The organism is Caballeronia sp. LZ016 (assembly GCF_031450805.1).
Classification (GTDB): Bacteria; Pseudomonadota; Gammaproteobacteria; order Burkholderiales; family Burkholderiaceae; genus Caballeronia.
In genome coordinates this window covers 2,521,725-2,546,732 of the sequence record NZ_JARTVY010000001.1, presented here as the reverse complement: position 1 = coordinate 2,546,732, position 25,008 = coordinate 2,521,725, and the positions used below count along the sequence as shown (strand labels likewise).

Sequence of the window (25,008 nt, the reverse complement as noted above, 5' to 3'; positions counted from 1 at the left end):
CCTGCGCCATCCCAACCCGAAGGAGCATCACCAACATGCCACTCGCCGCTGTAAACGGAACCCGCATCCACTATCGCATCGACTCGACGGCCGGCGACGCTGCGCCCTGGCTCGTGCTGTCGAACTCGCTCGGCGCGGATGTGTCGATGTGGACGCCGCAAATCGAAGCGTTCGCGCAGCACTATCGCGTCGTGCGGTACGACACGCGCGGTCACGGTCATTCAGATGCGCCGCAAGGCCCGTACACCATCGACCAGCTGATCGGCGATGTAATCGGCCTGATGGATCATCTCGGCATCGAGCGCGCGAACTACTGCGGCCTGTCGATGGGCGGGCTGACCGGCATCGGTCTCGCCGCGCGCCATCCGCAGCGCTTTTCCCGCATGGTGCTGTCGAACACGGCGGCGCTGATCGGATCGGACGCCCTGTGGACCCCGCGCGCCGCGAAAGCGCGCGAATCAGGCGGGATGGCCGCGCTCACCGATGCCGTCATCGCCCGCTGGTTCACCGCGCCGTTCATCGAGCGTGAGCCGCTCGCGCTCGCCAATATCCGCGATGTATTCCGTCACACGTCGGGCGACGGCTACGCATCGAATTGCGAAGCCATCCGCGACGCCGATCTGCGCGACGAAGCGAAGACCATCGCCCTGGCGGTGCTCGTGATCGCGGGCACGCACGACCTGTCGACGACGGCCGAGCAGGGCCGCGAACTGGCCGCGTATATCGGAGGCTCGCGCTACGTCGAACTGGACGCGGCGCATCTGTCGAACATCGAAAAGCGCGAGGCGTACACGCGCGCCGTGCTGGACTTTCTCGGAGAAGCACAATGACTGACGACGAACGCTACGAAGCCGGCATGAAGGTGCGCCGCGCCGTGCTGTCCGACGCGCACGTGGACCGGTCGCTCGCGAATCGCACGGAACTGACGACCGAATTCCAGGACTTCATCACGCGCTATGCCTGGGGCGAAATCTGGACGCGCGACGGTCTGCCGCGCCACACGCGCAGCCTCATTACCATCGCGATGATGGTTGCGCTCAACCGTAGCGAAGAACTCGCGCTGCACTTGCGCGCCGCGAAGAACAACGGCGTGACGCAGGACGAGATCAAGGAAGTGCTGTTGCAGACGGGCGTCTATTGCGGCGTGCCGGCGGCCAACTCGGCGTTCCATCTGGCGCAGAAGATTTTCGACGAGGAAAGCAAGGCGGGCGGGCAGTAAGCGCTCGGCGGGTCGTCGGGTCGTCGGCTCGTCGGCTCGTGAAGAAAGCCGTCTTTCGATGTCAGAAAGACGGCTTTCGCGCGTCTAGAACGCGTAGTACGGCCCCGTTCCCGCCGGCGTCGGGCGTCCCTCGAGCGCGGTGAACACGCGCCTGCCATAGAAGAACGGCAATCCCCAGTCGAAGAAGCCGTTCGCAGGCCCTGCGAGATTGTTGAACGCGTAATTGCCTGTCGCGAAGAGCGTCGTCGATTTCGCGACGCTGAACGATACGTCGGCGGTCACGCCGGTCGTCGAACTGAGTGTCGCGTTCAGCGCCTGCGTCGTCGCCGGGCAGAACCATACGCCGCACGTCGCAAGCGTCGCCGACGGAAAGAAGAGTCCGTTCGATCCGCTATCGATGAAGCTCGATCCGTACTGGCTGCCGCTGAAGCTCGTCGATACGAAACCCGTGATCGAACTGGACTTCAGCACGGTCGCTGCGCCGAGCAGATTGTTCGCCTGCGATCCGATGCCGAACGTCATCGTTCCCGCCACCGACGATGCGCCCTCCGGCGGCACGGCGGGCAGATCGATCAGGACGCCGTTGTTATCGGCGGCGAAGCGCGCGATCGGATTGGTCACTTGCTGCGCAGCCGCGAGCGCGCTCGGCGAGCAGGCCGCCGACGTACAGCTGTAGTACCAGCGCGGCATCGCGGAATTCGCGCAGCCACCGCCGCAGTCGGCAGTGAACGGGCCGACGCCGAGAATGCCGTTGCCACGCAGCTTCGCCGCATCGAGCATCGGCAGGCCCGACTGGCTGCAATCGGCCGCCGCGCCGGGCACGGCGGTATCGGCGATCAACTGAACCGATGTCGAACGCGCGACGTGGCCAGCGAGCCTGATGTCGGCCTGTCGCACCGCGCCCCACGTATAACCGGAGCCGAACACGGAGCATTCCGCCATTGCCGTGTTTGCCGTGTTGCCGGCGACGATCGGCAGCGCAATCGACGGATTCAGCGCCGATGCGAGCACGCGCAGACCTTGCGAGCCGGTATCGACCTGGATGTTGTCGATGGTCTGGCAGGTGTCGGTACCGGGCACGCAGAGCGTCACGCTCGTTTGCAGCATGTTGCGGGTGCCGTTCGCGAGCGCGGTGACGCGGATCGGATGCACGTTGAGCGTCGTCGACTGCGTGACGACGTTGCTGGCGGGCGCCGGCGCGCTCGCTGCGACCGGCGCGCTGGCTGCCGCAGGAGTGCTTGCTGCCGTCGGCGTGCTGGCCGGCGTGGGTGAGCCGGCGTCCGAACCGCCACCGCCGCCGCATCCGTGAAGCAGGACGCAAAGGGCGATCGCGGGCACGCAAAGTAGCTTGCGGATGATCATGGTTGGTCTCCCCGCGCTCATTCGATGTCCGCAGCGGATACGGCCGGCGGCAGCGCGCTCGCGAGCCACGCGCGGCCGCTGAACTCGCGCAGCCGCGTGCGATTTTCAACGACGAGTTCGCCATCCATCACGCGCGACGTGTGCAGGCCCGCATCGCCGGCGGACGCGTTCGCGGCCTCCCTGAAGCGCTGGAAATACGCGCCGAGCAGCGCCTGCACGTCGGGCATCGCGGGGCCGCGCCAGGACACGGCGTACACGGCGCCCGTCGAATCGACGTACTGCCGCACGGCGACGCCATGCGCGTCGGTCGTCTCGCGGTAAGTCACGAGCCCGCTCCCGGAACGGTTGACGACCGCTCCGTCGGATGCGTCCGCGGTGCGCCCCGTCGCGCCGAGTTGTGCATGCGACAGCGGACTCACGCCCGACAGGATTGTCATCGCGATGGCGGCCCCGGCTACGCGATGAGGATGTCTTAACTTCTTCATTTTGCTCTCCGACTTCTTGGGATTATTCCTATTTTTGAGATTGAATTTTAGGATGAATGGGACACAGGGAGGCGGGGGTGCCGTGTCGTTTGCGCCGCTGGGAAAGTGCGTTGCAAGCGAAAGAAGCGTCTATAAAACAAGGGGTTGCGTGCGTTCGAACGGGAAGCGGCGATGATTTGTCGCGACTGTCATAAATTGTCAAAATCGGGCGGAAAGCATCACTCGTCAGGCGGTGTTGCATCGTGAACTGCTGACAGCCAGTGCATCGCCGTTTTCGGCTGATCAAGCGCAGCGTTCGACGACATGCGGGTCATGCGCCGCCCTCGATGCCTCTTTTTGCACGGCGGTCCGCCGGACCGGTAAAATGCTGGGTTGATCCACGGGCGAACGCCGTGGCGTAGCGGAAGGACTTTCCAGACATGACAGATTTTCGTGTGACCAAGCGGATGGCTGCGCTTTTGACGGTGGCCGGGATCGTGGCGGGATGCGGCACGTCTTCCCCCACCGCGATCAATTACAAGAGCGACCAGCGCTCGAAGCAGTCGTCGCTCGCCGTTCCGCCGAACCTTCTCGACGAAGCGGGCGATCAGCGCTCGCTTCCGCCGCAAAGCGGGCAGGCATCGCTCTCCGACCTCCAGCAGGTTCAGAAAGTCGCGCCGAACGCGCCGACCGTCGTGCCGCCCGTATCAGGCATGCGCATTCAGCGCGACGGCGCGGAACGCTGGCTCGTCATCGACGGCCGCGCGCCGGATCAGGTCTGGCCGCAAGTTCGCCGCTTCTGGCAAGAGCAGGGCTTTCTGCTCGTAGTCGATTCGCGCGACAAGGGCGTGATGGAAACGGACTGGAACGAAACGCATCCGCAGATTTCGGACGGCCTGATCCGCGACACGCTCGCGAAAGCCACCGGCAACTCGTATGTCACCGCCGAGCGCAACAAGTACCGCACGCGTCTCGAAGCCGCGCCCACCGGCGGCACCTACGTGTTCATCAGCCAGAAGGGCATGCGCGAGGCCCTCACGGGCGTCAATAACGACTCCAGCCAGTGGCAGGCACGGCCGAACGATCCCGCGCTGGAGAACGAATATCTGAAGCGGCTGATGTCGTCGCTGGCAATGGCGGATTCGCGCACGGCATCGGGCGCGGCGGATGTGAGCGCGCCATCGGCGAATGCAGCCAAAGCGCGACCGGCCAAGGGCGGCGATTCGAAAGCCGCCGCCGTGGCCGCACAGAACGCGGCCAACGCCGGAAACAGCGCGATCCGCAACGAGACGGTGCCGGAAGCCACGTCGGCGCAACTGACGCTGCCCGAAGCGTATGACCGCGCCTGGCTGCGCGTGGGCATGGCGCTGGATCGCGCGAGCTTCACGGTGGACGACCGCGACCGCGCGCGCGGCGTCTATTACGTCCGCTACGTGGACCCGAACGACAAATCCGCACGCGAGCAGGGCTTCTGGAGCCAGGTCTTCCACGGCCGCAAGGAAATCGTGGCGAAGCAGTATCAGGTAAATGTGCGGGCGATCACGGAAGCGCAAACGCGGGTCGCTATCGTCGACGACAAGGGCGAAGTGGATTCGTCGCCGCAAGCGCGTCAGATCATGGCGTTGCTCGCGGGCCAGATCAGCTGAGCGACTCCTCCACGGAACGTGGAGGTTGTACCGCATGCAAACCGCCTCTTCGCGAGGCGGTTTTTTTTTGCGACGCTCTCACCGCGTGCAAGCGACCAATAACCCAATTAAAAGACAGCCAGCAGTGCGGGCGATATAAACCGCACACATTTATTGCGCTGACGATTGTTTCTATCGTCGAATGTGCGCAATAGCTTATAAAAATTGGCGCGCGACCATTACATTGCGTGCATGGCGAGACGACTGCGCCGCACGGCCCTGATAAAGCCGTGATCGATACACCTTTCCCGGACAACGGCTCGCGCGCGAGCCCCGATGGCCCCGTCGCCTATCCTCGTAGGGCGACGGCTTTTGCCCGCGCTTTAACCAAGCGCGGGCTTTTTCTTTTAACCTGCGATATGCGTTTCAGGCAGACTTTATGGCGGACGTTTATGCTTCGCTTTTAACGTTTACTGAAAACAGGGAGAACCGCTCGTGGAAGAAGTCGCCGTCGTCGCTATTTTCGTCGCCAAGCCGGGAAAGGAAGAAGAACTCAGACAACTCGCCGAAGCGAATGTCGAGCCGACGCGCCGGGAGCCCGGCGCGCTTCAGTACGATCTGCATCGGGACATCAAGGAGCCGCGCCGCTTCATCTTCGTCGAGCGCTGGGCCAGCGAAGCCGCGCTAGAAGAGCACGGCAAGACGGCGCATATCCAGGCGTTTCGCGCCCGGTCGCCCGAGTTCGTCGAGCATGGCGAAGTGCACGTGTCGACCAGGCTGCTCTGACGACGCAGCGCGAACGCCGCGCGCTCAATGCGTTGACTGCGGGACGTCGAGAATGAGGATGATGGTCCAGTCCGCTTCGCCGTCATGGTGATACTGGCGTTCCGCGACGATGAAAGGCTGCTGCTTTCCATCCGGTCCCAGAAAAAGCACGTCGCCTTCCATCGGGAGGCATTCGATCGGCGGCAACGCGAGAAACGCGTCTTTATTGGCATTGCGCGGCATCAGCTTTTCGATTTTGCGCGATGCTGCTTCGGTCCATTCGATATCGAGCTGGATATTGCTCATGCTGTCGTTCGCACGGTGAGTGCGCTCCACGGTTGAATCGTTGAAAAAGACGATGCGCAATGTAGCACACGCCGTGCTCCATCCGTGGGCGCGCGTCGGATGAACAAACGGCCCGCGAGCGCGAACTCGCGGGCCGTTTCATCACGGTGCGTCCAAAGCGCGATCAGATTTCCTCGTACAGCGGCAAAGTCAGGAAGTCGGTGAACTCGTCGGACGTCGACATCGTTTCGAAGATCTTCGCTGCGCGCTCATACGGCTTCGTATCGCTGCCCGAGCCGCCGACGCTCAGCTTCACTTTCTCCAGTTCGTCGATGACGATCTCGCGCACCATCGGCGCCGTCACCTTGCGGCCGTCGTCCAGCTTGCCCTTCGGCGAGCGAATCCATTGCCACACTTGCGAGCGCGAAATCTCGGCGGTCGCGGCGTCTTCCATCAGGTTGTGGATGGGCACGCAACCATTGCCCGCGAGCCACGAACCCAGATAGTGAATGCCGACGTTCACGTTGTTGCGCAGGCCCGCTTCGGTGATCGGCGCTTCGGGACGGAAATCGAGCAGGTCGTGCGCGGTCACTTGCACGTCGTCGCGCTGCTTGCCGATCTGGTTGGGCGCTTCACCGAGCACCTTGACGAACTCTTCCATCGCGACAGGCACGAGGCCCGGATGCGCGACCCAGCCGCCGTCGTAGCCGTCGGTGGCGTCGCGAGCCTTGTCGGCGCGCACGCCGCCCATCGCCTTGTCGTTCGCGGCGGCATCGTTCTTGATCGGAATCAGCGCGGCCATGCCGCCGATCGCCGGCGCGTTGCGCCTGTGGCACGTCTTCAGCAATTGCAGCGCATAGGCGCGCATGAAGGGCACGGTCATCGTGATCTGCGAGCGGTCCGCGAGGCAGAAGTCGGGATCGTTCCTGAACTTCTTGATCGCCGAGAAGATATAGTCCCACCGGCCCGCGTTGAGCCCGGAGCTGTGTTCGCGCAACTCGTACAGGATCTCGTCCATCTCGAACGCGGCGAGGATGGTTTCGACGAGCACCGTCGCGCGAATCGTCCCGCGCGGGATGCCGATGCCTTCCTGCGCCGCGATGAAGATGTCGTTCCACAGGCGCGCTTCGAGATGGCTTTCCATCTTCGGCAGATAGAAGTACGGGCCGCTGCCGCGCGCGATCAGTTCGTGCGCGTTGTGGAACAGGAAGAGCGCGAAGTCGAAGATGCCGCCGGAAACGCGCTGGCCGTCGACGGTCACGTGCTTTTCATCGAGATGCCAGCCACGCGGGCGCACGATCAGCGTCGCCACCTTGTCGTTCAGCTTGTACGACTTGCCGTTCTGATCCAGCGAGATCGTGCGGCGCACGGCTTCCCCGAGGTTGATCTGGCCGGCGATCTGGTTTTCCCAAACGGGCGCGTTCGAGTCCTCGAAGTCGGTCATGTACGAATCAGCGCCGGAGTTGAGCGCGTTGATGATCATCTTGCGCTCCACCGGCCCCGTAATCTCGACGCGACGGCATTGCAGATCCCGCGGCAGCGGCGCGACAGTCCAGTCGCCTTCGCGAATGGCCTTCGTTGCTTCGAGGAAGCCGGGGCGCTCGCCTGCATCGAGCCGCTTTGTCCGTTCGACGCGCGCCGCGAGCAGTTCCTGGCGACGCGGCTCGAAGCGGCGATGCAGCATCGCGACGAAAGCGAGCGCCTCCCGCGTGAGGATCGTTTCGAAGCCGGGCTGGATATCGGCCGAGATTGCCACGCCTTCGGGCAGCGAGAGCGGATTCGACGGTTGCGTCATGTGTTTTCTCCTTGGTCGGTCAGACGGTTCTGCTTGGGGTTTTACTTTGTGGCGATGCGTTTCTCACGCGCCTTCGATGAACGCGACAAGCTCGCTCATGTCGCGTCCCGTGCGATGCGGCGCGACGCCGAGGTTCTCGACGGGCAGGGCGGTGCGATTGAGCCAGAACGTCGTGTAGCCGAACCACGCCGCACCGGCGACGTCCCATCCATTCGACGACACGAACACGATCTCGCGCGCCGCCGCTTCGGTGATGCCGAAGGCGCGGGTGCCGAGCTCATAGGCGCGGGCGTCGGGCTTGTACGCGCGAACGGCATCGACGGACAGGACGTGATCGAAGACACCGGTCATGCCGGCGCTTTTCACGGCGATGTCGAGCATCGGCGGATTGCCGTTGGACAGGATCGCGAGCGGAAGGCAGACGCGATTGCGCAGCGTGTTTAGTGCGGGAAGCACGTCGGGGAACGCGGACAGGCACGCGTATTCGTCCATCAGGCGCTTCTCGGCAGCGCTCGTGAGCGACTGCGCGAGACCGAGGCGCGCCGCGGCGTGGCGCAGCGCATCGATGGTGATGTCCCGGAACGGCGCGTAATGACTGCCGGCAGGATCGGCGAGCGTGCGCAGTTGCGTGTATTCGATCTGCTTCTGCCGCCAAAGCTGCGAGAGCATGTTGCCGTTGCCGGGGAACAGCTGCTCGGCGGCGGCGATGACGGAATGCACGTCGAACAGCGTGCCGTAGGCGTCGAAGATAACGGCTCGGGGAACTGCGGTCGAACGGGATGACGATGCGTGTGTCGTTATGGCCGACATAGCCTTGCACTCCTGGAAGAGGTCGGGACGAATTCTATTGGTGATCGAAGTGAGTGAAAAAGCATCGCGGAATCACTTGATCTTTCACTTTTCGATATCTAATCTCTACGCGGGCATCGAAGACGACGAAGAAAAAGGCATGGATCGGTTCAAGCAGATCGAGACGTTCGCGGCTGTGGCGGCGAAGGGCAGCCTTTCGGCTGCGGCGCAGGCGGAAGGCATCGCGCCGGCCGTCATCGGCAGGCGGCTCGATGCGCTCGAAGAGCGGCTCGGCGTCAAGTTGCTCGTGCGCACGACGCGCAAGATCACGCTCACGTTCGAAGGATCGGCGTTTCTCGAAGACTGTCAGCGCATCATCAACGACATGCAGAACGCGGAAGCGAGCGTCTCGGCGGGCGGCGTGAAGGCGAGCGGGCACCTGCGCGTGTCCGCGCCGGCCGGCTTCGGCAGACGCCACGTCGCGCCGCTGGTGCCGAAGTTCACGACGCTGCATCCGGATGTCTCCGTGAGCCTCGATTTGACCGACCGCATGGTCGATCTCGTCAACGAAGGCTTCGATTGCGCGGTGCGTCTCGGGGAGCTGCCGGATTCGTCGCTCGTATCGCTCAAGCTCGGCGAGAACCGGCGCGTCTGCGTGGCGTCGCCCGGTTATCTCGCGAAGCGCGGCAAGCCGGCGAATCTGGCGGCGCTCGCGCATCACAATTGCCTGGCGCTGGGAGCATCGGCGAACCAGCAGCGCGGCTGGATGTTTCAGCACGACGGCAAGGTGGTGACGATCAAGGTCTCCGGCACGATGGAATGCTCGGATGGGGCGGTGCTTCACGAGTGGTGTCTGGAAGGGCGCGGTCTGGCGTGGCGGTCCTGGTGGGAAGTGGGGGAGGATATTCACGCGGGACGGCTCGTGAGCGTGCTGGACGCGTTCGCCGCGCCGCCTATCGGCATTCATGCGGTGTTTCCGCAGCGGCGGCATTTGCCGTTGCGAGTGCGCCTGTTTCTCGATTTGCTCAAACATACGTATCACGCGTCCGGGTATTGGGGCGAGTAGGCCGTCCGGCTAGTTGATCGGGGCCGGTCTTCTGATACACTTGCTTCTGAGGCGGGAGTGTCGACCATTAATCGATGCGCCTGGGCGATTGTTCCACCCGTCTTACCTATCTCGGAACGGGCTACCTGCAGGTGGCCCGTTTCTGTTTCAGCGTCCTTGCTACGGATTCCTATGCATCTGCTCTATCTTGACGAATCGGGTTCGGCTGCTGATCCGCAGCATCGATATTTCGTTCTCGCCGGCGTCTGCGCATTCGAGCGGGACGACACACTGGATCGAGCAAAAGCTCAACGCCATCGCGGAGCGCTTCGAGCCGATGAACACTCATTTGCTCGAGCTCCACGGCTCACCGATGCGTTCAGGGCGTGACGGCTGGAAGCGCTTTCCCTTGCGCGACCGCGTTCAGGCGATGAAAGACGCGCTCAATGACGGCATCGAGGCGCAGTCTCCTGCCAATGTCCGGCTCTTCGGAGCGATCATCAGCAAAGCATCGCTCCAAAAGCAGGACGCGGTCGAACTAGCGTTCGAACAACTCGCCAATCGCTTCGATTTGTTTCTGCTCCGCCGTTATCGCAAGCATGGCGACGCCCAGCGGGGGCTGATCCTGTTCGACAAGTCGTCGACGGAGCGGCGCGTGCAGACGCTGGCGCGCGATTTCAAGTACATCGGCCACACGTACGGCAAGACGCGCAACTATGCCGAAGTGCCGGTGTTTCTCGACTCCCGCTCTTCGCGCCTGATTCAACTCGCCGATCTCGTCGCCTTCGCGCTCTTTCGCTCTCACGAATACGACGACCACCAGTTCTACGACATCATCAAGCACCGTTTCGACAGCGACGGCGGTGTCGCGCACGGCCTTTACCTGTTTCCCGATGCCGCACCTGCCAGCGCATCGGAAGCTGTCGCGGAATGCGCTGCCTGACTACAATTGAAGCGTGCCCCGACGTTCCGAAGGAGGACGCCATGTTCAAGCACATCCTCGTGCCGACCGACGGCTCGGAGTTGTCGCAAAAGGCCATCGACGGCGCGATCGATCTCGCGCAATCCGTCGGCGCGCGCATCACCGCCTACGCGTGCCTGCCTCAGTATCCATACTCGCCATTCGCCGATGTCGCCGTCGAGCCGCCCGACGACTTCCACGCGCGCGCTGAACGCGAAGCGCGGGACCACCTGCGCGCCGTCGAACGCGCGGCCGAAGGCGCCGGCGTGCCGTGCGCAAGCGTCACGAGCATCGAAGCGGCGCCGTACATCGGCATCATCGACGCGGCGGAGCAGAACGGCTGCGACGTTATCCTGATGGCTTCGCACGGCCGGCGCGGGCTCGGAAGCCTGCTGATAGGCAGCGAGACGCAGCGCGTGCTCACGCACACCAAGATTCCCGTCATCGTGTACCGGTGATGTTTCGAGCGGCGGCCGCGACGCACCTCGTACTGCCGCGTCACAGCCGCCGCTGTTTTCACCGCTCTCCCTGATTCAACCTGCAGTCGCTTATGCGACTTTCTTGTCGAAGAACTGCTCGTCTTCCGTCGATCCATGCAGCGCGGTGGTCGATGCTTCGCGCTCGACCGTCTGCGTGACCGCGTCGAAGTAGCCGGTGCCCACTTCGCGCTGATGCTTCACCGCCGTGAAACCCTTGTCGGCGGCGGCGAACTCGGCCTGCTGCAATTCGACGAACGCGCTCATCTGCGTGCGGGCATAGCCATGCGCCAGATTGAACATCGCGTAATTGAGCGCGTGGAAGCCCGCGAGCGTGATGAACTGGAACTTGTAGCCCATCGCGCCGAGTTCGCGCTGGAACTTGGCGATGGTCGCGTCGTCGAGATTCTTCTTCCAGTTGAACGAAGGCGAGCAGTTGTACGACAGCAGCTTGCCGGGGAACTCCTTGTGGATCGCTTCGGCGAACTGCTTCGCGTATTCGAGGTCGGGCTTGCCGGTTTCGCACCACACCAGATCGGCGTAGGGCGCGTAGGCGAGACCGCGCGATACCGCCTGGTCGATCCCGGGCCGCGTCCGATAAAAGCCTTCCACCGTGCGCTCGCCCGTGAGGAAGGGCTTGTCGTTGTCGTCGATATCGGACGTCACGAGATCCGCCGCTTCGGCATCGGTGCGCGCGACGAGCAGCGTCGGGGTGCCGCACACGTCCGCAGCGAGACGCGCGGCGACCAGCTTCGCGACGTTCTCGCGCGTCGGCACGAGCACCTTGCCGCCCATGTGGCCGCACTTCTTGACCGACGCCAGTTGATCCTCGAAGTGCACGCCCGCGGCACCGGCTTCGATCATGGCCTTCATCAGTTCGAACGCGTTCAGCACGCCGCCGAATCCCGCTTCCGCATCGGCGACGATCGGCGCGAAATAATCGACATAGCCTTCATCGCCCGGATTCTTGCCTTCGGACCATTGAATCTGATCGGCGCGCGTGAAGGTATTGTTGATGCGCTTCACAACGAGCGGCACCGAGTTCGCCGGATACAACGACTGGTCCGGATACATTTCGCCCGCGATGTTGGCGTCGCCGGCGACCTGCCAGCCGGACAGGTAGATGGCCTTGAGGCCGGCCTTGACCTGCTGCATCGCCTGATTGCCCGTCAGAGCACCGAGCGCGTTGACGAACGGCTCGTGGTGAATCAGCGACCACAGCTTTTCCGCACCGCGACGCGCAAGCGTGTGCTCGACCGGCACCGAGCCGCGCAGACGCACGACGTCCTCGGCGGAATAACCGCGCTTGATGCCTTTCCAGCGCGGATCGGTTTCCCATTGCTGATGGAGTTGCTGAGCTTGTTGCTGACGGGAGGTCATGGCGTTTCTCCTTTAGATTGGCTGTACGACGAACTGGTATCGATGCTTCGCGCGATTCGAGCAGTCAGGCGCCGCACTTGGCGGCCCGCATTTGCTCAACTCTTATATAAGAGTCTAAGCGCGCGCGACGATACGGAACAGCGTTGCCTGGAGAAATCGAACGAGAAAATAGCACTGTCGAAACAGCAACTTACGGCTCAGATTTTGCATTGAGAAACGGCTTTTCCCATCCTGCAAGATTTACGGTTGTGCCGCGCAGCAAGGCTTTTGCGAAACAAAAAGCCGTTGCGCATCGTGAAATATGGCGACGGACGAAAAAAAACCGATGCGCGAGGCATCGGTTTCTTCTTGCAGCGCCAGGCGGCGTGTGACGCCACCTGCTATTGCTTCACGCGATCAGCGCTTAATTGCCACGACGCGGTGCGCGCGGGCCGTCGTTCCGGCGCGCGCTGTAGCCGTCGCGCTGGCCGTAGCCGCCATCACGATTGCCGCCGCGATAACCGCCTTCACGATCGCCGGCTCCGCTGCTCGCGCCGCGATAGCCGCCGTCACGATAGCCGCCTTCGCGCGAACCCGTGCTCGGCTTGTTGCCGTAACCGCTGGCGTTGCCCGCACCGTAGCCCCGGCCACCGCCGTTGCTGCTGCCGCTGCCGAAACGGCGCCCGCCGTTACCGCCACCCGGACGGCCACGACCGCCAAAGCCGGTTTTCGGCGGCGACTTGCGCGGTTCGAAACCGACGACGACGTTCACCGGCAGCGGCGCGCGCACGAAGCGCTCGATCCGCTTCAGCGCACCGGTCTCGGCGTGATGCACGAGGCTCACCGCCGTGCCGCTGCGTCCCGCGCGGCCCGTACGGCCGATGCGGTGCACGTAGTCTTCCGCGAACTTCGGCAGATCGTAGTTGAAGACGTGCGTGATGCCGGGGATGTCGATACCCCGCGCGGCGACATCCGTTGCCACCAGCACGCGCACGCGACGCTCGCGCAGCGCGCGAATCGTGCGGTTACGCGCGCCTTGCGGCAGATCGCCGTGCAGCGCGGCCGATTCGAAACCGGCATCGGCGAGACGATTGGCGATCAGATCGGCGTCGCTCTTCGTCGCGGTGAACACGATGGCCTGATCGAGGCCGGCATCGCGCAAGAGGTGATCGAGCAGGCGATCCTTGTGATCCCGGTCATCGACGTAATGCACGGTCTGCGCGATGTTGCTGCGCGCTTCGAGCTTCTGCACGATCTCGATGCGCTCCGGGTCGTTGAGCAGACGGCCCGTGAGGGACGCGATCTTGCCGTCGATGGTCGCCGAGAAAAGCAGCGTTTGACGCGTGGCCGGCGTAGCGGCGACGATCGTCTCGATGTCTTCGATGAAGCCCATGTCCAGCATGCGGTCGGCTTCGTCGAGCACGAGCATGTTGAGGTTCGACAGGTCGATGCGGCCGCGTTCCAGATGGTCGATCAGACGGCCCGGCGTCGCCACCAGGATTTCCGGGTTCTTCGCGAGCAGCATCAATTGCTGACCGTAGGCGACGCCGCCCAGAATGCTGACCGTGCGCAGACGGCGCAGGTGACGGCCGTACGTGGTCGCGGCGGCGGAAACCTGCATTGCGAGTTCGCGCGTCGGCGTGAGCACGAGCAGTTGCGGGCGTGCAACCGGCTGCGGACGGCGGCCGGGACGCGCGTTCGGATCGCGCGGCTGACGCGGTTGTTGCGCCTGGAGCTTTTCGAGTTGCGCGAACTTTTCGATGGCCGGCAGCATGAACGCCGCGGTCTTGCCGGAGCCGGTCGGGCTCGAAACGAGCAGGTCGCGGCCGGCGAGCGCGGCGGGAATCGCGCGCTGCTGCACGGGCGTCGGCGACTGATAGCCGGCGGCGGTCAGGGCGGTGACGATGTCGGCGGAAAGGCCGAGGGATTCGAAGGTCGGGCCGGCGGGCGCTTCGACGGCCGGGGCTGCGGTTGCTGCGGCTGCATCCACGATGGGCGCGATGCCGAGCGTCTGTGCTGCGATGTTGTCCAACGGGCTAGGGGTGATACTCGAAGTCATGTCGATCCTTGAAACGGAAGATAAGGCGTCGGCGCCAATCGGCATACCCAAGTCGTTGGATTCAGCGAGCGAAGAAACAGCGAGCAAATCGAAAAACGGGGGCAACTCGCGCAACGGAAAGGCGAGTAATGTTGTTAGAAGCTGTATCGGATACGGCAGGCTCGGGGAGCACTGACGTCAGCCTGATGCATGACGGGCCGCGGAACAAACAGCGCGCAAACTGCGCTACGGCCTAGCAGGGAAGGGACAGTTTCTAAACTGGATTGGAGCGAAACGCTACGAAGCGGCTTCCTGTGTGCCGCATGCTTTATGCATGCAGCTCACAGTCACGCTGCTTGAACAGCAGTATATCGGAATTTGCTGCACCGCGCCACATGTTGACGCATTCCCGCGCCATCGGCGGGCATCGACGGCGCGAATTCAGAAATATCGCGTCAGCTCGCGTCGCCGCGCTTCAGGGATTCGACTAGCTCGACGTAGTGCTGCTTGGCCGTATCGGCGGGCGTGCCCTTCAGGGCGGACCACGCTTCATACTTGTATTTCCCGGCGATGTCGGTGAAACCGGGCTTTTCGCCTTGCACGTCGCCGACGCTCGCCTGCTTGAAAAGCGCGTAAAGACGCAGCAGCGTGAGATTGCCGGGACGCTCGGGCAATTCCTTTACGTCGATCTGAGCCTGGGCGAATTGCTGGTCGATGTCGGTCATGCGTCGGGTCCTTTGCATCGTGATTGGCCGACGATCTTAGCAAGCGATACGCGCTGCGCCTGTCGAGGCTTTCCTCGAATCGCCGATGCGCCGCCCGCAAGCATCGTGCAAAAGCATGGCCCGTCCCGCATTACAATGTCGGCCATGACCCGCACCATCCTGCTCGCCGTCGATACCTCGACGGAATTCTGTTCCGTCGCGCTGCTGCTCGACGATCCCGCCGCGCAACATCCCTGCCGATCCGCGCCGCATTACGAAAGCGGCGCCACGCGCGTGTGGTTCCGCCACGAAGCGACCGGCGCGGTATCGAGCACGCGCCTGTTGCCCGCCGTGCGGGAGTTGCTCGATGAAGCCGGCCTCGACCTGTCCGATTGCAGTGCGATCGCCTTCGGCGCAGGGCCGGGCTCGTTCACGGGCCTTCGCACCGCCACAGGCGTCGCACAGGGCCTCGCGTTCGGACTGAACGTGCCGGTAGCGCCGGTGAGCACGCTGCTCGCGTGCGCGGAAGCCGCGCGCTTGCGCGACCCTTTGCTGCCGCCGCGTGTGCTCGCCACGCTCGATGCGCGGATGGACGAGGTGTACTGGGCGGACTACGAATTGCACGCCGATGCCGCGGGCGCCGACTGGCGCATCGTGCATCCGGCATCGCTCGATGCGCCCGCCGCGCTGCCGCTTCCCGATGCGCCTTTCGCGCTTGCGGGCAATGCGGCCGAAGCCTTCGGCGACCGCCTGCCGGCGCTCGCGGCGGCTGCGCATGTCGACACGAACGCGCTGCCTCACGCGTTGCCGGTCGCGCTGCTGGCTTTGCGCGCGCTGCGCGCCGGGCGTGCAGTCGCGCCGGAACTGGCCGCGCCCGACTACGTGCGCAACAAGGTCGCACAGACGACGGCCGAGCGGATGGAGGCACGCGCCGCCGCAGGCAAGGGAGACGCCGGCGCGGCCCGCGAGGAGGCGCTGCGGTGAGCGGCGTGCTGCTCGCGGATCGGTATCTCACGCCGATGACCGAAGCGGATCTCGACGAAGTCGCCGCCGTCGAGAGGCTCGCGTATGAATTTCCGTGGAGCCGCGGCAATTTTCAGGATTCGTTGCGCAACGGTTACTACGGCGTATGTCTTCGTCATGTGACGGGCACGCTCATCGGCTATTGCGTGCTGATGCCGGTCGTCGACGAAATGCATTTGCTGAATCTGTGCGTCGCGCCGGCGGCCCAGCGCGCGGGCGCAGGGCTGACGCTGCTGCGCGAGGCGGTGCGCATCGCGCACGCCGAAAAGCTGGACGGGATGCTGCTCGAAGTGCGGCCGTCGAATCCGCGTGCGATTCAGCTTTACGAACGCTTCGGCTTCACGGCCATCGGGCGGCGCAAGAATTACTATCCCGCGCGGCATCGGTCGCGCGAGGACGCAATCGTCATGCGTCTTTCGTTCAAGGAGAATGCGCATGGCGCTCGATGAACTGCTGGTCGAGGAATTGGGATTCGGACCGGTGTGGGTGCGGCGGCGTACGGGCGCGTCGGTTTCGGCGCCGCGCGAAACGTCGCCTGAGCCGGCGAGCGAGCAAAGCGAAGCGGTCACGCGTTCGTCGCGCGTATCGGCGGATGCCGGCGGCTCGCACGCGGAGGCCTCGCCACCGGTGGACGCAGGCGGCTTCGAGCGAACGCCATCGACGCTCGCAGACGTTCCCGCGCAAACGGCGGCCGGGCAGCGGGCGCCGGTGCAATCAGTGCGATCGGCGGATACGCACGGCGTCGATTCGCCGGCGAGCCGGTCCGCGAACGAGCCTCCCGTCGACCGGCCCGCCGACGAAGCCGCGCCGCGATCATCCGGTTCGAAGCAACCGGAAGCCGCGCCGCAAGACTTCGATGCGCCGCCCTTCGAAGCCTACGACGACCTTCCCTGGACCGACGACGCGCCGTCTTTCGCGCCGCCCGCTGCGCCCGAACCCGCCGACGACGTTCGTACCCTCGACTGGACTACGCTCGCCGACCGCGTCTCGACGTGTGAAAGGTGCCGCCTATGCGAGCGCCGCACGAACGCGGTCTTCGGCGTCGGCGACCGCGAGGCCGACTGGATGCTCATCGGCGAAGCGCCCGGCGAAAACGAAGACAAGCAGGGCGAGCCGTTCGTCGGACAGGCGGGCAAGCTGCTCGACAACATGCTGCGCTCGCTCGCGTTGTCGCGTGAATCGAATGTCTATATCGCCAACGTCATCAAATGCCGGCCGCCCGGCAACCGCAATCCCGAAGCCGACGAAGTCGCGCGTTGCGAGCCGTATCTGCAACGTCAGGTCGAACTCGTGAAGCCGAAAGTGATCGTCGCGCTGGGGCGTTTCGCCGCGCAGAGCCTCCTGAAGAGCGATGGCAGCATCGCGTCGCTGCGCGGGCGGGTGCATGAGTATCGCGGGGTGCCGGTCGTCGTCACGTATCACCCGGCGTATCTGCTGCGCAGCTTGCCGGACAAGGCGAAGGCATGGGCCGATCTGTGCCTCGCGCGCAAGACGTATCAGGACGCGCTCGCCGCGCTCGGCGTGCAACCGGGAGCCGGGAAGGGCGCGCGTTGATGAGCGGGCTGTCGCGTCTCGTCGATCGATTCGAGGACGCGACGGTGCGTGACCTGGCGTGGCTGCTTTTTGCCCCCGATCTGCTGCGCGCCGGGGAAGCCGGCGCTGAACTCGCTCAGCCGTTCGCATCGCCGGCAGACCGCGATGCGACGCTCGAATGGCTGCAGGCGCTCGACGCCGCCCCCGATGCGCTGCACGTCCGCTCACGCAATCCCAGGTCGACGCGCCTCGGCATCTATGCCGAGAGCCTGCTCGAGTTTTTCCTGGCGCACGGTCCCGCCGCGCGCCTGATCGCGGCGAACGTGCCGCTGAGAAGGCAGCGGCGCACCATTGGCGAATGCGATTTCCTGCTCCAGACGGCGGGCGGCGCGCGGCTGCATTGGGAACTGGCCGTGAAGTTCTACCTGCATATCGGCGATGGCGCGACACGGACGGCCCGGCTTTCCGATTACGTCGGGCCGAATCTGCAGGACCGCTTCGACCTCAAGTACGCGCGGCTGCTTACTCATCAGCTCGGGCTGACCTCGCGCGCGGAATTCGCGGCGCTCGGGCTCGGCGGGCCGTGGGACGCGCAGTTGTTCATCAAGGGCCGGCTTTTCTACCACGACGACACCGTGCTCCCCGCGCCCGAAGTCGGCGCGCGGCACGTGCGCGGCTGGTGGCTGACGGCGTCGGAATGGCGTGCCCGTCACGACGCAATCGACGATGCGCGCGCCTGGGTCGTGCAGCCGCGCCTTGCCTGGCTTGCCTCGCGCCGCCTGCGCGCCGGTGACGCCGGATCGCTGATAGCCGAATCCGCCGCGATCCACACGCGCTTGCAAGCGGCTGACGCGCCGACGATGGTGGCGTCCTACATCCGCGACGGCGCGGGCGGCTGGACGGAGGAATCGCGCGGCTTCATCGTGCCGGACGACTGGCCGGAGCGGGCGAGGGCGTTCGCGGCGTCGGCGCTGTGAGCGCCATCGGCCCGGCGCTCACCACCATCGATAGAAATGGTGGACCGGGCCCACGCCATGTCCCACGTCGAGCCGCGCGCTCGCCTCGATCGCGCCGGTGAGATAGCGCTTCGCCTCGGCGGTCGCGCTCGCCAGATCATCGGTCTGCGGGATCAGCGCGGCGATCGCCGACGAGAGCGTGCATCCCGTCCCGTGCGTGTTCTTCAACGCGACGCGCGCGCCGGAAAGCCGCAGCGCGCCCGAAGCCTCGATCAGCCAGTCGGGGCTGTCGGAAGACGTGAGATGCCCGCCCTTCATCAGCACCGCACGCGCGCCGGCGGCGAGCAATGCTTCGCCCTGGCGCACCATCGCGTCTTCATCGGTCGCTGCTTCGACGCTGAGCAAGGCCGCCGCTTCCGGCAGATTCGGCGTGACGAGCGTCGCGAGGGGCAGCAGTTCGTCGCGCAGCGCGGCGACGGCTTCCGGCGCGAGCAGCGCGTGATTGCTCTTCGAAATCATCACGGTGTCGAGCACGACATGCATCGGACGATGCCGCCGCAACGCATCCGCCACCGCGCGGACGATGCCCGCGTTCGCCAGCATGCCGATCTTTACCGCATCGATGCGGATGTCGTCGAACACGGCGTCGAGCTGGGCCGTGACGAAGCCGGGATCGGGCGCATGGACCGCCGTCACGCCGCGCGTGTTCTGCGCGGTCAGCGCCGTGATGACGCTCGCGCCGTATGCGCCGAGCGCCGAGAACGCTTTGAGGTCGGCCTGAATGCCCGCGCCGCCGCCCGAGTCGGAGCCGGCGATGGTGAGCGCGTTGGGAATGCGTTTCGTCGAAGTCATCGGAAGAATCAGGTTCGTGCGCGGGTGATCGTCGCGCGCAATGCCGCGGCGGCTTCGCGCGGATTCGCCGCCTTGCAGATCGCGGATACGACAGCAAGGCCAGCCGGTTTCGCCCGCATCACGTCGGCGGCGTTGCGCGCCTGAATGCCGCCGATCGCGACGGTCGGAAAGCGCGCTTCACGGCACATTTCGGCGAGGCCGCCGATGCCGCACGGCGCGGAAGCGTCGGTTTTCGTGGGGGTCGCGTACACCGGTCCCGCACCGAGATAATCGACCACGCCCTGCAATTGGTTCGCGTGCGCGACTTCCGCCAGATTCGATACCGACAGGCCGATCAGCGCGCCGGGTCCCATCAGCCGCCGCGCGACGTCCGCCGGCAGATCGCGCTGGCCGATGTGCACGCCATCCGCACCGGCGGCAAGCGCGACGTCGACGTGATCATCGATGACGAGCGGAACGCCGTGCGCGCGCGTCAGCGGCAAGAGGTCGAGCGCGAGCGAGAGCCACGCGCGCTTGTGCCACTGCGGCGCGCGCAACTGCACGACCGTTGCGCCGCCTTCCAGCGCCGCGCGCGCGACGTCGAGCGCCGCCCCGTGACCGCCGCATTGCACCGGATCGAGCACCAGATAAAGCGAAAGATCGAAGGAATGCCGCATGTCATGAAAGCGCGACGTCGCGCTGTACGAGCGTCGTGTCGAACGCGTGCGCGTCCAGCGACGCGAGGCGATCCAGATACGCTACCGCAAAGCTGCCGGGCAACGCCGCGTCGCGGGCGGCGAGTTCCCCGGCCACGGTCGAATAGGCAATGGCCGCGACCGTCGCGATGAAATGCTCGTCGCGCGTGCGTGCCACGCCCGCGAATGCGGCGACCGTCGCGGACAGGGCGCAGCCGACGCCGGTCACGCGCGTCATCAGCGGCGAGCCGTTCGACAGCCCGGTCACGCGGCGGCCATCGGTGATGTAGTCGGTCTCGCCCGTCACGGCGACGACCGCCTGCGTGTTCAGCGCGAGGATTTGCGCGGCTTCCAGCGCCGCATCGGTCGCGGCGGTGCTGTCCACGCCGCGCGCGCTCGCCGTTCCGCCCGACAGGCTGATGATTTCCGACGCGTTGCCGCGAATCACCGCCGGCTTCGCATCGAGCAATTCGAGCGCGAACTCCGTGCGAAACGCGAGCGGCCCCACGGCGACGGGATCGAGCACCCACGGCTTGCCGGCGCCGTTGGCGGCGTCGACGGCGGCGCGGATCGCGCGCGACTGCGGCACATCGAGCGTGCCGAGGTTCACCGAGAGCGCATTGGCGACCGGTGCGAATTCGGCGACTTCCTCGCGCGCGACGACCATCGCCGGTGCGGCGCCCACGGCCAGCAGCACGTTCGCGGTGAAGTTCGTGACGACGAGGTTCGTCAGGCAATGCACGAGCGGCGCGGTATCGCGCACGCGCGTGACGAACGAGAAGAGATCGGCTGATTGCATGATGAGTAAAGACTAGCCGACGGCGCGCGAGCGGTCAGTGCCGCGCCTCGCCGATCAGCGCGACGGAATCGAACGCGCGCTGATTCGCCTGATGACGGCGCATGACGAAGTACATCATCAGACACACGAACGAGCCGAACATCACGATGACGAACTGGATCGGCATGTCGAGCCACACGAGCACCGCGTACAGGCACAGCATCACCAGCACCGACAGATTCTCGTTGAAGTTCTGCACGGCGATCGAGTGTCCGGCCGAGAGCAGCACGTGTCCGCGATGCTGCAGCAGCGCGTTCATCGGCACGACGAAGAAGCCCGACAGTCCGCCGACGATCATCAGGAACAGATACGCGACGAGCAGATAGCCGGGGAAGTGCATCTTGCCGAAGTAGATGCCCCAGTGCGCCGGAAACAGATGCCGCGTGTAGAACGCCATGAGCATGACGGCGAGGCCCATCATGATGCCGACCGGCAGCACCGACAGCGAGCGCTTGAGCGGCACGCGCGCCGCCGCGAGCACCGCGCCCGCCGCCACGCCGACCGCGATCACCGCCTGCAGGATGGCCGCCTGCGAGAGCGTCATGCCGAGCGACACTTCCGCCCATTTGAGCACGATGAACTGCAGCGTCGCGCCCGCGCCCCAGAAGAGCGTCGTGACGGCAAGCGAAATCTGGCCCAGCTTGTCGCGCCAGAGCGTGAGGAAGCAGTCGGCGAAATCCGTGATGAGCTTGATCGGCCGCGTTTCCTGCTTCGGATAGCGCGCGCCGGTATCGGGAATGCGCAGATTGAAGATGGCGGCGATCACGTACATCAGCATGATTACGAGCATCGCGGCTTCGGCGGGCGTGGTGATACGCGGGATATGCAGACTCAGCAGGTGACTCGCGATATGCGGACTGATGAGCGCGCCGCCCATGACCGTGCCGAGGATGATCGAGCCGACCGTCGTGCCTTCGATCCACCCGTTCGCCGCCACGAGCCGGTCGGGCGGCAGGAGTTCGGTGAGAATGCCGTACTTCGCGGGCGAATAGGCCGCCGCGCCGAAGCCGACGATGCCATACGCGAGCAGTGGATGCGCGCCGAACAGCATCGTGATGCAGCCGACGACCTTGATGGTATTGGTCACGAACATCACATGACCCTTGGGCCGCGAGTCCGCGAAAGCGCCGACGAATGCCGCGAGGATCACATAGGACAGCACGAAGAACAGCTTCAGCAGCGGCGTCATCCAGTTCGGCGCGTGAAGGTCTTTCAGCAGTGCGATGGCAGCGATCAGTAGTGCGTTATCGGCCAGCGATGAGAAAAACTGCGCGGCCATGATGGTGTAAAAACCTTTTTTCATCTGATCCGAAGCTTTCCTCACTGCGGGTGATCCGCCCCGGACGCTGCTCGTGCTGCTGTCATGCGTTCGGGCTTATGCCGTTCGAAATGGGTTGTGCGCAGGGCTTTATAACACGAAAATAGGCGCATTCTGACTAGCGGTAATCTCGATCGCGCGCGAACCGCCTGATCCGTCAAGGCGCCCGCGCCCGGGATTTTTTATAAGGTCCTGATTCACAAGGCGTCTTGATCGACGAAGCGGCCGCTCGCTTCGCTGGCGTATGCTTCTCGTCTTTCCGCCCGAACCGTGATTCCACCCAAACGCTCATGCCGCGCCCCCTTTCAGCAACCATTCACACGCCTGCACTCGCCAACAACCTCGCCGTCGCGCGCAAATTCGCGCCGAAATCCAAGATCTGGGCTGTCGTCAAGGCCAATGCGTATGGCCACGGACTCGCGCGAGCGTTCCCCGGACTTCGCGCAACGGACGGCTTTGGCCTTCTGGACCTCGAAGAGGCGGCAAAGTTGCGGGAACTGGGATGGGCAGGACCGATTCTTCTGCTGGAAGGCTTCTTCAGGCCGACGGACATCGATGTCATCGACCGCTACAGCCTGACCACGGCCGTCCATTGCGACGAACAGCTGCGCATGCTGGAGATGGCGCGCCTGTCGAAGCCGGTCAACATTCAGCTGAAGATGAATAGCGGCATGAACCGGCTCGGCTACACGCCGGAGCGTTTTCGCGCCGCCTGGGAGCGGGCGCGCGCCTGCCAGGGCATCGGCCAGATCACGCTGATGACCCATTTTTCCGATGCCGACAGCGAGCGCGGCATCGCGCATCAACTGGAGGCGTTCGAGCGCGGTGCGGAAGGTATCGCGGGGGCGCGCAGCCTGTCCAATTCGGCGGCGGTGATGTGGCATCCGTCCGCGCACTTCGACTGGGTGCGGCCCGGCATCATGCTGTATGGCGCGTCGCCGTCGGGTGTGACGGCCGATATCGCCGGGACCGGCCTCAAGCCCGCCATGACGCTTTCGTCCGAACTCATCGCCGTGCAGACGGTGCAGCCGGGCCAGAGCGTCGGGTACGGCTCGACGTTTCGCGCGGAGAAGGGGATGCGTATCGGCGTGGTGGCGTGCGGCTATGCGGACGGTTATCCGCGGATCGCGGCAGAAGGCACGCCGGTGATCGTCGACGGCGTGATGACGAAGCTCGTCGGCCGCGTGTCGATGGACATGCTCACCGTCGATCTGACGCCGTGCCCGAACGCGGGCATCGGCTCGCGCGTCGAGTTGTGGGGAACCAACCTGCCGATCGACGATGTCGCGCGCGCGTGCGGCACCATCGGCTACGAGCTGATGTGCGCGATCGCGCAGCGCGTGCCGGTGCGGGCCGAGTAAGCAGCGCCGGTGGGCGCGGGAACGAATCGAATCTCTGACAAGGCAATACGTGGCGAAAGCAGCAAAGGCGAAAACGCTCTTCATCTGTAGCGAGTGCGGCGGGCAGGCGCCGAAGTGGACAGGGCAGTGCGCGGCGTGCGGAGCGTGGAACACGCTGGTGGAATCAGTGGAGCAGGCGCCGTCGGCGCATCGCTTCCAGGCGCTCGCGAAGAGTTCGGCGGTGCAGCGTCTCGCCGACATCGAAGCGTCGGACGTGCCGCGCTTCACGACTGGCGTCGGCGAGTTCGATCGCGTGCTCGGCGGCGGGCTGGTGCCCGGCGGCGTGGTGCTGATCGGCGGCGATCCGGGCATCGGCAAATCGACGCTGCTGCTGCAGTCGCTCGCTGAAATCGCGCGCGAGCGTCCGGCGCTCTACGTGAGCGGCGAGGAGTCCGGTGCGCAGATCGCGTTGCGCGCGCAGCGGCTCGGGTTGATCGGCGGAAACGACAGCGCCGTGGCCGATCTGAGCCTGCTCGCCGAGATTCAGCTCGAAAAGATTCAGGCGACCATCGATGAACAGCGTCCCGAAGTCGCCGTCATCGACTCCATTCAGACCATTTACTCCGAAGCGCTGACGTCCGCGCCCGGCTCGGTCGCGCAGGTGCGCGAATGCGCGGCTCAATTGACGCGCATCGCGAAGCAGACGGGGACGTCGATCATCATGGTCGGACACGTCACGAAGGAGGGCAGTCTCGCTGGCCCGCGCGTGCTGGAGCATATCGTCGACACGGTGCTGTACTTCGAAGGCGATACCCACTCGTCGTTCCGGCTCGTGCGCGCGTTCAAGAACCGCTTCGGCGCGGTCAACGAGCTCGGCGTATTCGCGATGACGGAGAAAGGGCTGCGCGGCGTCGCGAATCCGTCGGCGCTTTTCCTGTCGCAGCACGAGCAGAGCGTCGCGGGTTCGTGCGTGCTCGTGACGCAGGAAGGGTCGCGGCCGCTGCTCGTCGAAGTGCAGGCGCTCGTCGATACCGCGCACGTGCCCAATCCGCGGCGGCTCGCAGTCGGCCTCGAACAGAACCGGCTCGCGCTGCTGCTGGCGGTGCTGCATCGGCATGCGGGTATTGCGTGCTTCGATCAGGACGTGTTTCTCAATGCAGTGGGCGGCGTCAAGATCACGGAACCCGCCGCCGACCTCGCCGTGCTGCTCGCGATTCATTCGTCCATGCGCAACAAGCCGCTGCCGAAGGGTCTCATCACGTTCGGCGAAGTCGGGCTCGCGGGCGAAATCCGCCCATCGCCGCGCGGGCAGGATCGCCTGAAGGAAGCGGCCAAGCTCGGCTTCTCCGTCGCGCTGATTCCGAAGGCGAACGCGCCCAAGCAGGCGATCGACGGACTGAAGGTCATCGCCGTGGATCGCATCGAGGAAGCGATCGACCGCGTGCGCGACCTCGAGTAACGCGCCGACGGATCGGCGCCGGCGTAACGAGCCGTAAAAAACCCCTCATCGCGTGTAACCCAAGGCGGGTTTCGTTTGCCTATGCTCTTCTGGCCAGGGACCCGGCAGCTTCGTGGACAGGAGCGGCC

General features: G+C 64.9%; 25 protein-coding genes. 13 read left to right on the top strand and 12 right to left on the bottom strand.

All coding sequences use genetic code 11. The annotated features are described in order from the left end of the window. Positions 1-35 precede the first annotated feature (35 nt). Together pcaD and pcaC are read left to right on the top strand one after the other, a co-directional pair. Positions 36-830 (top strand): 3-oxoadipate enol-lactonase, encoded by a 795-nt coding sequence (gene pcaD / locus P9220_RS12100; RefSeq protein ID WP_309765068.1) that lies wholly within the window; start codon positions 36-38, stop codon positions 828-830. Beyond that, the gene (gene pcaC, locus P9220_RS12095) at positions 827-1,219 is read left to right on the top strand and encodes a 4-carboxymuconolactone decarboxylase (protein ID WP_309765067.1); all 393 of its coding nucleotides are present in this window, start codon (positions 827-829) and stop codon (positions 1,217-1,219) included. Before pcaD ends, pcaC begins: the two co-directional genes overlap by 4 nt. An 84-nt stretch (positions 1,220-1,303) precedes the next feature. Here pcaC and P9220_RS12090 read toward each other — a convergent pair whose 3' ends face one another. Together P9220_RS12090 and P9220_RS12085 are read right to left on the bottom strand one after the other, a co-directional pair. Next, positions 1,304-2,581, bottom strand: coding sequence for a DUF3443 domain-containing protein (locus P9220_RS12090; RefSeq protein WP_309765066.1), 1,278 nt, complete (start codon positions 2,579-2,581; stop codon positions 1,304-1,306). A gap of 17 nt (positions 2,582-2,598) precedes the next feature. After that, positions 2,599-3,066, bottom strand: a complete 468-nt coding sequence (locus tag P9220_RS12085) for a DUF2844 domain-containing protein (protein WP_309765064.1) — start codon at positions 3,064-3,066, stop codon at positions 2,599-2,601. 419 nt (positions 3,067-3,485) lie between these two features. Between P9220_RS12085 and bamC the strand changes: the two genes are divergently transcribed. Next, positions 3,486-4,691, top strand: coding sequence for an outer membrane protein assembly factor BamC (gene bamC, locus P9220_RS12080; protein WP_309765063.1), 1,206 nt, complete (start codon positions 3,486-3,488; stop codon positions 4,689-4,691). 474 nt (positions 4,692-5,165) lie between these two features. Further along, positions 5,166-5,456, top strand: coding sequence for a putative quinol monooxygenase (locus P9220_RS12075; protein WP_309765062.1), 291 nt, complete (start codon positions 5,166-5,168; stop codon positions 5,454-5,456). Between the two features lie 24 nt (positions 5,457-5,480). Here the strand turns inward: P9220_RS12075 and P9220_RS12070 are convergent, their stop codons facing one another. From P9220_RS12070 to P9220_RS12060, 3 genes are all read right to left on the bottom strand, one after another. Further along, complete coding sequence (locus P9220_RS12070; protein ID WP_309765480.1) at positions 5,481-5,741, bottom strand: DNA-binding protein; 261 nt, start codon at positions 5,739-5,741, stop codon at positions 5,481-5,483. 163 nt (positions 5,742-5,904) lie between these two features. After that, positions 5,905-7,515 carry a malate synthase A gene (gene aceB / locus P9220_RS12065; RefSeq protein WP_309765061.1) on the bottom strand — a complete coding sequence of 537 codons (1,611 nt, stop codon included), beginning with the start codon at positions 7,513-7,515 and terminating at the stop codon, positions 5,905-5,907. 63 nt (positions 7,516-7,578) lie between these two features. After that, complete coding sequence (locus P9220_RS12060; RefSeq protein WP_309765060.1) at positions 7,579-8,325, bottom strand: haloacid dehalogenase type II; 747 nt, start codon at positions 8,323-8,325, stop codon at positions 7,579-7,581. A gap of 139 nt (positions 8,326-8,464) precedes the next feature. On the opposite strand from P9220_RS12060, the gene P9220_RS12055 reads away from it, so the two are divergent. From P9220_RS12055 to P9220_RS12045, 3 genes are read left to right on the top strand one after another with little or no spacing between them, the layout of a single operon-like run. Continuing rightward, on the top strand, positions 8,465-9,370 hold the full coding sequence (locus P9220_RS12055) for a LysR family transcriptional regulator (RefSeq protein WP_309765479.1): 906 nt from the start codon (positions 8,465-8,467) through the stop codon (positions 9,368-9,370). Between the two features lie 13 nt (positions 9,371-9,383). After that, positions 9,384-10,292, top strand: coding sequence for a DUF3800 domain-containing protein (locus P9220_RS12050; RefSeq protein WP_309765059.1), 909 nt, complete (start codon positions 9,384-9,386; stop codon positions 10,290-10,292). A gap of 41 nt (positions 10,293-10,333) precedes the next feature. Then, complete coding sequence (locus P9220_RS12045; protein ID WP_250451246.1) at positions 10,334-10,768, top strand: universal stress protein; 435 nt, start codon at positions 10,334-10,336, stop codon at positions 10,766-10,768. A 90-nt stretch (positions 10,769-10,858) separates the two neighbouring features. Here P9220_RS12045 and aceA read toward each other — a convergent pair whose 3' ends face one another. The 3 genes from aceA to P9220_RS12030 form a co-directional block, all read right to left on the bottom strand. Further along, the gene (gene aceA, locus P9220_RS12040) at positions 10,859-12,166 is read right to left on the bottom strand and encodes an isocitrate lyase (protein WP_309765058.1); all 1,308 of its coding nucleotides are present in this window, start codon (positions 12,164-12,166) and stop codon (positions 10,859-10,861) included. A gap of 403 nt (positions 12,167-12,569) precedes the next feature. After that, a complete protein-coding gene (locus tag P9220_RS12035; protein WP_309765057.1) occupies positions 12,570-14,204 on the bottom strand; it encodes a DEAD/DEAH box helicase in 1,635 nt (544 codons plus the stop codon). A 434-nt stretch (positions 14,205-14,638) separates the two neighbouring features. Next, positions 14,639-14,908, bottom strand: a complete 270-nt coding sequence (locus P9220_RS12030; protein ID WP_309765056.1) for an acyl-CoA-binding protein — start codon at positions 14,906-14,908, stop codon at positions 14,639-14,641. A gap of 144 nt (positions 14,909-15,052) precedes the next feature. Here P9220_RS12030 and tsaB point away from each other — a divergent pair, with 144 nt between their 5' ends. From tsaB to P9220_RS12010, 4 genes are read left to right on the top strand one after another with little or no spacing between them, the layout of a single operon-like run. After that, positions 15,053-15,871 carry a tRNA (adenosine(37)-N6)-threonylcarbamoyltransferase complex dimerization subunit type 1 TsaB gene (gene tsaB / locus P9220_RS12025; protein ID WP_309765055.1) on the top strand — a complete coding sequence of 273 codons (819 nt, stop codon included), beginning with the start codon at positions 15,053-15,055 and terminating at the stop codon, positions 15,869-15,871. After that, on the top strand, positions 15,868-16,359 hold the full coding sequence (gene rimI / locus P9220_RS12020) for a ribosomal protein S18-alanine N-acetyltransferase (protein WP_309765054.1): 492 nt from the start codon (positions 15,868-15,870) through the stop codon (positions 16,357-16,359). The genes tsaB and rimI overlap by 4 nt, the downstream gene beginning before the upstream one ends. Further along, positions 16,346-17,464 carry a uracil-DNA glycosylase family protein gene (locus P9220_RS12015; protein WP_309765053.1) on the top strand — a complete coding sequence of 373 codons (1,119 nt, stop codon included), beginning with the start codon at positions 16,346-16,348 and terminating at the stop codon, positions 17,462-17,464. Before rimI ends, P9220_RS12015 begins: the two co-directional genes overlap by 14 nt. Beyond that, positions 17,464-18,420: a DUF1853 family protein gene (locus tag P9220_RS12010; protein ID WP_309765052.1), complete on the top strand. Its 957-nt coding sequence runs from the start codon at positions 17,464-17,466 to the stop codon at positions 18,418-18,420. The genes P9220_RS12015 and P9220_RS12010 overlap by 1 nt, the downstream gene beginning before the upstream one ends. An 18-nt stretch (positions 18,421-18,438) precedes the next feature. Here P9220_RS12010 and thiD read toward each other — a convergent pair whose 3' ends face one another. The 4 genes from thiD to lplT are packed head-to-tail and all read right to left on the bottom strand — an operon-like array spanning position 18,439 to position 22,066. Then, on the bottom strand, positions 18,439-19,251 hold the full coding sequence (gene thiD, locus P9220_RS12005) for a bifunctional hydroxymethylpyrimidine kinase/phosphomethylpyrimidine kinase (RefSeq protein ID WP_309765051.1): 813 nt from the start codon (positions 19,249-19,251) through the stop codon (positions 18,439-18,441). A gap of 8 nt (positions 19,252-19,259) precedes the next feature. Beyond that, positions 19,260-19,907 (bottom strand): thiamine phosphate synthase, encoded by a 648-nt coding sequence (gene thiE, locus P9220_RS12000; protein ID WP_309765050.1) that lies wholly within the window; start codon positions 19,905-19,907, stop codon positions 19,260-19,262. 1 nt (position 19,908) lies between these two features. Continuing rightward, on the bottom strand, positions 19,909-20,724 hold the full coding sequence (gene thiM / locus P9220_RS11995) for a hydroxyethylthiazole kinase (RefSeq protein ID WP_309765049.1): 816 nt from the start codon (positions 20,722-20,724) through the stop codon (positions 19,909-19,911). A gap of 34 nt (positions 20,725-20,758) precedes the next feature. Continuing rightward, on the bottom strand, positions 20,759-22,066 hold the full coding sequence (gene lplT / locus P9220_RS11990) for a lysophospholipid transporter LplT (RefSeq protein ID WP_309765048.1): 1,308 nt from the start codon (positions 22,064-22,066) through the stop codon (positions 20,759-20,761). 305 nt (positions 22,067-22,371) lie between these two features. Between lplT and alr the strand changes: the two genes are divergently transcribed. Both alr and radA read left to right on the top strand, forming a co-directional pair. Then, on the top strand, positions 22,372-23,442 hold the full coding sequence (alr, locus tag P9220_RS11985) for an alanine racemase (RefSeq protein WP_309765047.1): 1,071 nt from the start codon (positions 22,372-22,374) through the stop codon (positions 23,440-23,442). A gap of 49 nt (positions 23,443-23,491) precedes the next feature. Further along, the gene (radA, locus tag P9220_RS11980) at positions 23,492-24,880 is read left to right on the top strand and encodes a DNA repair protein RadA (RefSeq protein ID WP_309765046.1); all 1,389 of its coding nucleotides are present in this window, start codon (positions 23,492-23,494) and stop codon (positions 24,878-24,880) included. Positions 24,881-25,008: the final 128 nt, after the last annotated feature.

What these genes read in the sequence shown, in the direction of transcription:
- alr (WP_309765047.1), top strand. Translation starts at nt 22,372, where the DNA reads ATGCCGCGCCCCCTTTCAGCAACCATTCACACGCCTGCACTCGCCAAC.
- P9220_RS12030 (WP_309765056.1), bottom strand. Translation starts at nt 14,908, where the DNA reads ATGACCGACATCGACCAGCAATTCGCCCAGGCTCAGATCGACGTAAAG.
- P9220_RS12015 (WP_309765053.1), top strand. Translation starts at nt 16,346, where the DNA reads ATGGCGCTCGATGAACTGCTGGTCGAGGAATTGGGATTCGGACCGGTG.
- thiM (WP_309765049.1), bottom strand. Translation starts at nt 20,724, where the DNA reads ATGCAATCAGCCGATCTCTTCTCGTTCGTCACGCGCGTGCGCGATACC.
- aceB (WP_309765061.1), bottom strand. Translation starts at nt 7,515, where the DNA reads ATGACGCAACCGTCGAATCCGCTCTCGCTGCCCGAAGGCGTGGCAATC.
- P9220_RS12035 (WP_309765057.1), bottom strand. Translation starts at nt 14,204, where the DNA reads ATGACTTCGAGTATCACCCCTAGCCCGTTGGACAACATCGCAGCACAG.
- P9220_RS12045 (WP_250451246.1), top strand. Translation starts at nt 10,334, where the DNA reads ATGTTCAAGCACATCCTCGTGCCGACCGACGGCTCGGAGTTGTCGCAA.
- pcaC (WP_309765067.1), top strand. Translation starts at nt 827, where the DNA reads ATGACTGACGACGAACGCTACGAAGCCGGCATGAAGGTGCGCCGCGCC.
- P9220_RS12070 (WP_309765480.1), bottom strand. Translation starts at nt 5,741, where the DNA reads ATGAGCAATATCCAGCTCGATATCGAATGGACCGAAGCAGCATCGCGC.
- lplT (WP_309765048.1), bottom strand. Translation starts at nt 22,066, where the DNA reads ATGAAAAAAGGTTTTTACACCATCATGGCCGCGCAGTTTTTCTCATCG.
- aceA (WP_309765058.1), bottom strand. Translation starts at nt 12,166, where the DNA reads ATGACCTCCCGTCAGCAACAAGCTCAGCAACTCCATCAGCAATGGGAA.
- thiD (WP_309765051.1), bottom strand. Translation starts at nt 19,251, where the DNA reads ATGACTTCGACGAAACGCATTCCCAACGCGCTCACCATCGCCGGCTCC.
- thiE (WP_309765050.1), bottom strand. Translation starts at nt 19,907, where the DNA reads ATGCGGCATTCCTTCGATCTTTCGCTTTATCTGGTGCTCGATCCGGTG.
- bamC (WP_309765063.1), top strand. Translation starts at nt 3,486, where the DNA reads ATGACAGATTTTCGTGTGACCAAGCGGATGGCTGCGCTTTTGACGGTG.
- P9220_RS12010 (WP_309765052.1), top strand. Translation starts at nt 17,464, where the DNA reads ATGAGCGGGCTGTCGCGTCTCGTCGATCGATTCGAGGACGCGACGGTG.
- P9220_RS12060 (WP_309765060.1), bottom strand. Translation starts at nt 8,325, where the DNA reads ATGTCGGCCATAACGACACACGCATCGTCATCCCGTTCGACCGCAGTT.
- tsaB (WP_309765055.1), top strand. Translation starts at nt 15,053, where the DNA reads ATGACCCGCACCATCCTGCTCGCCGTCGATACCTCGACGGAATTCTGT.
- P9220_RS12055 (WP_309765479.1), top strand. Translation starts at nt 8,465, where the DNA reads ATGGATCGGTTCAAGCAGATCGAGACGTTCGCGGCTGTGGCGGCGAAG.
- P9220_RS12085 (WP_309765064.1), bottom strand. Translation starts at nt 3,066, where the DNA reads ATGAAGAAGTTAAGACATCCTCATCGCGTAGCCGGGGCCGCCATCGCG.
- P9220_RS12090 (WP_309765066.1), bottom strand. Translation starts at nt 2,581, where the DNA reads ATGATCATCCGCAAGCTACTTTGCGTGCCCGCGATCGCCCTTTGCGTC.
- pcaD (WP_309765068.1), top strand. Translation starts at nt 36, where the DNA reads ATGCCACTCGCCGCTGTAAACGGAACCCGCATCCACTATCGCATCGAC.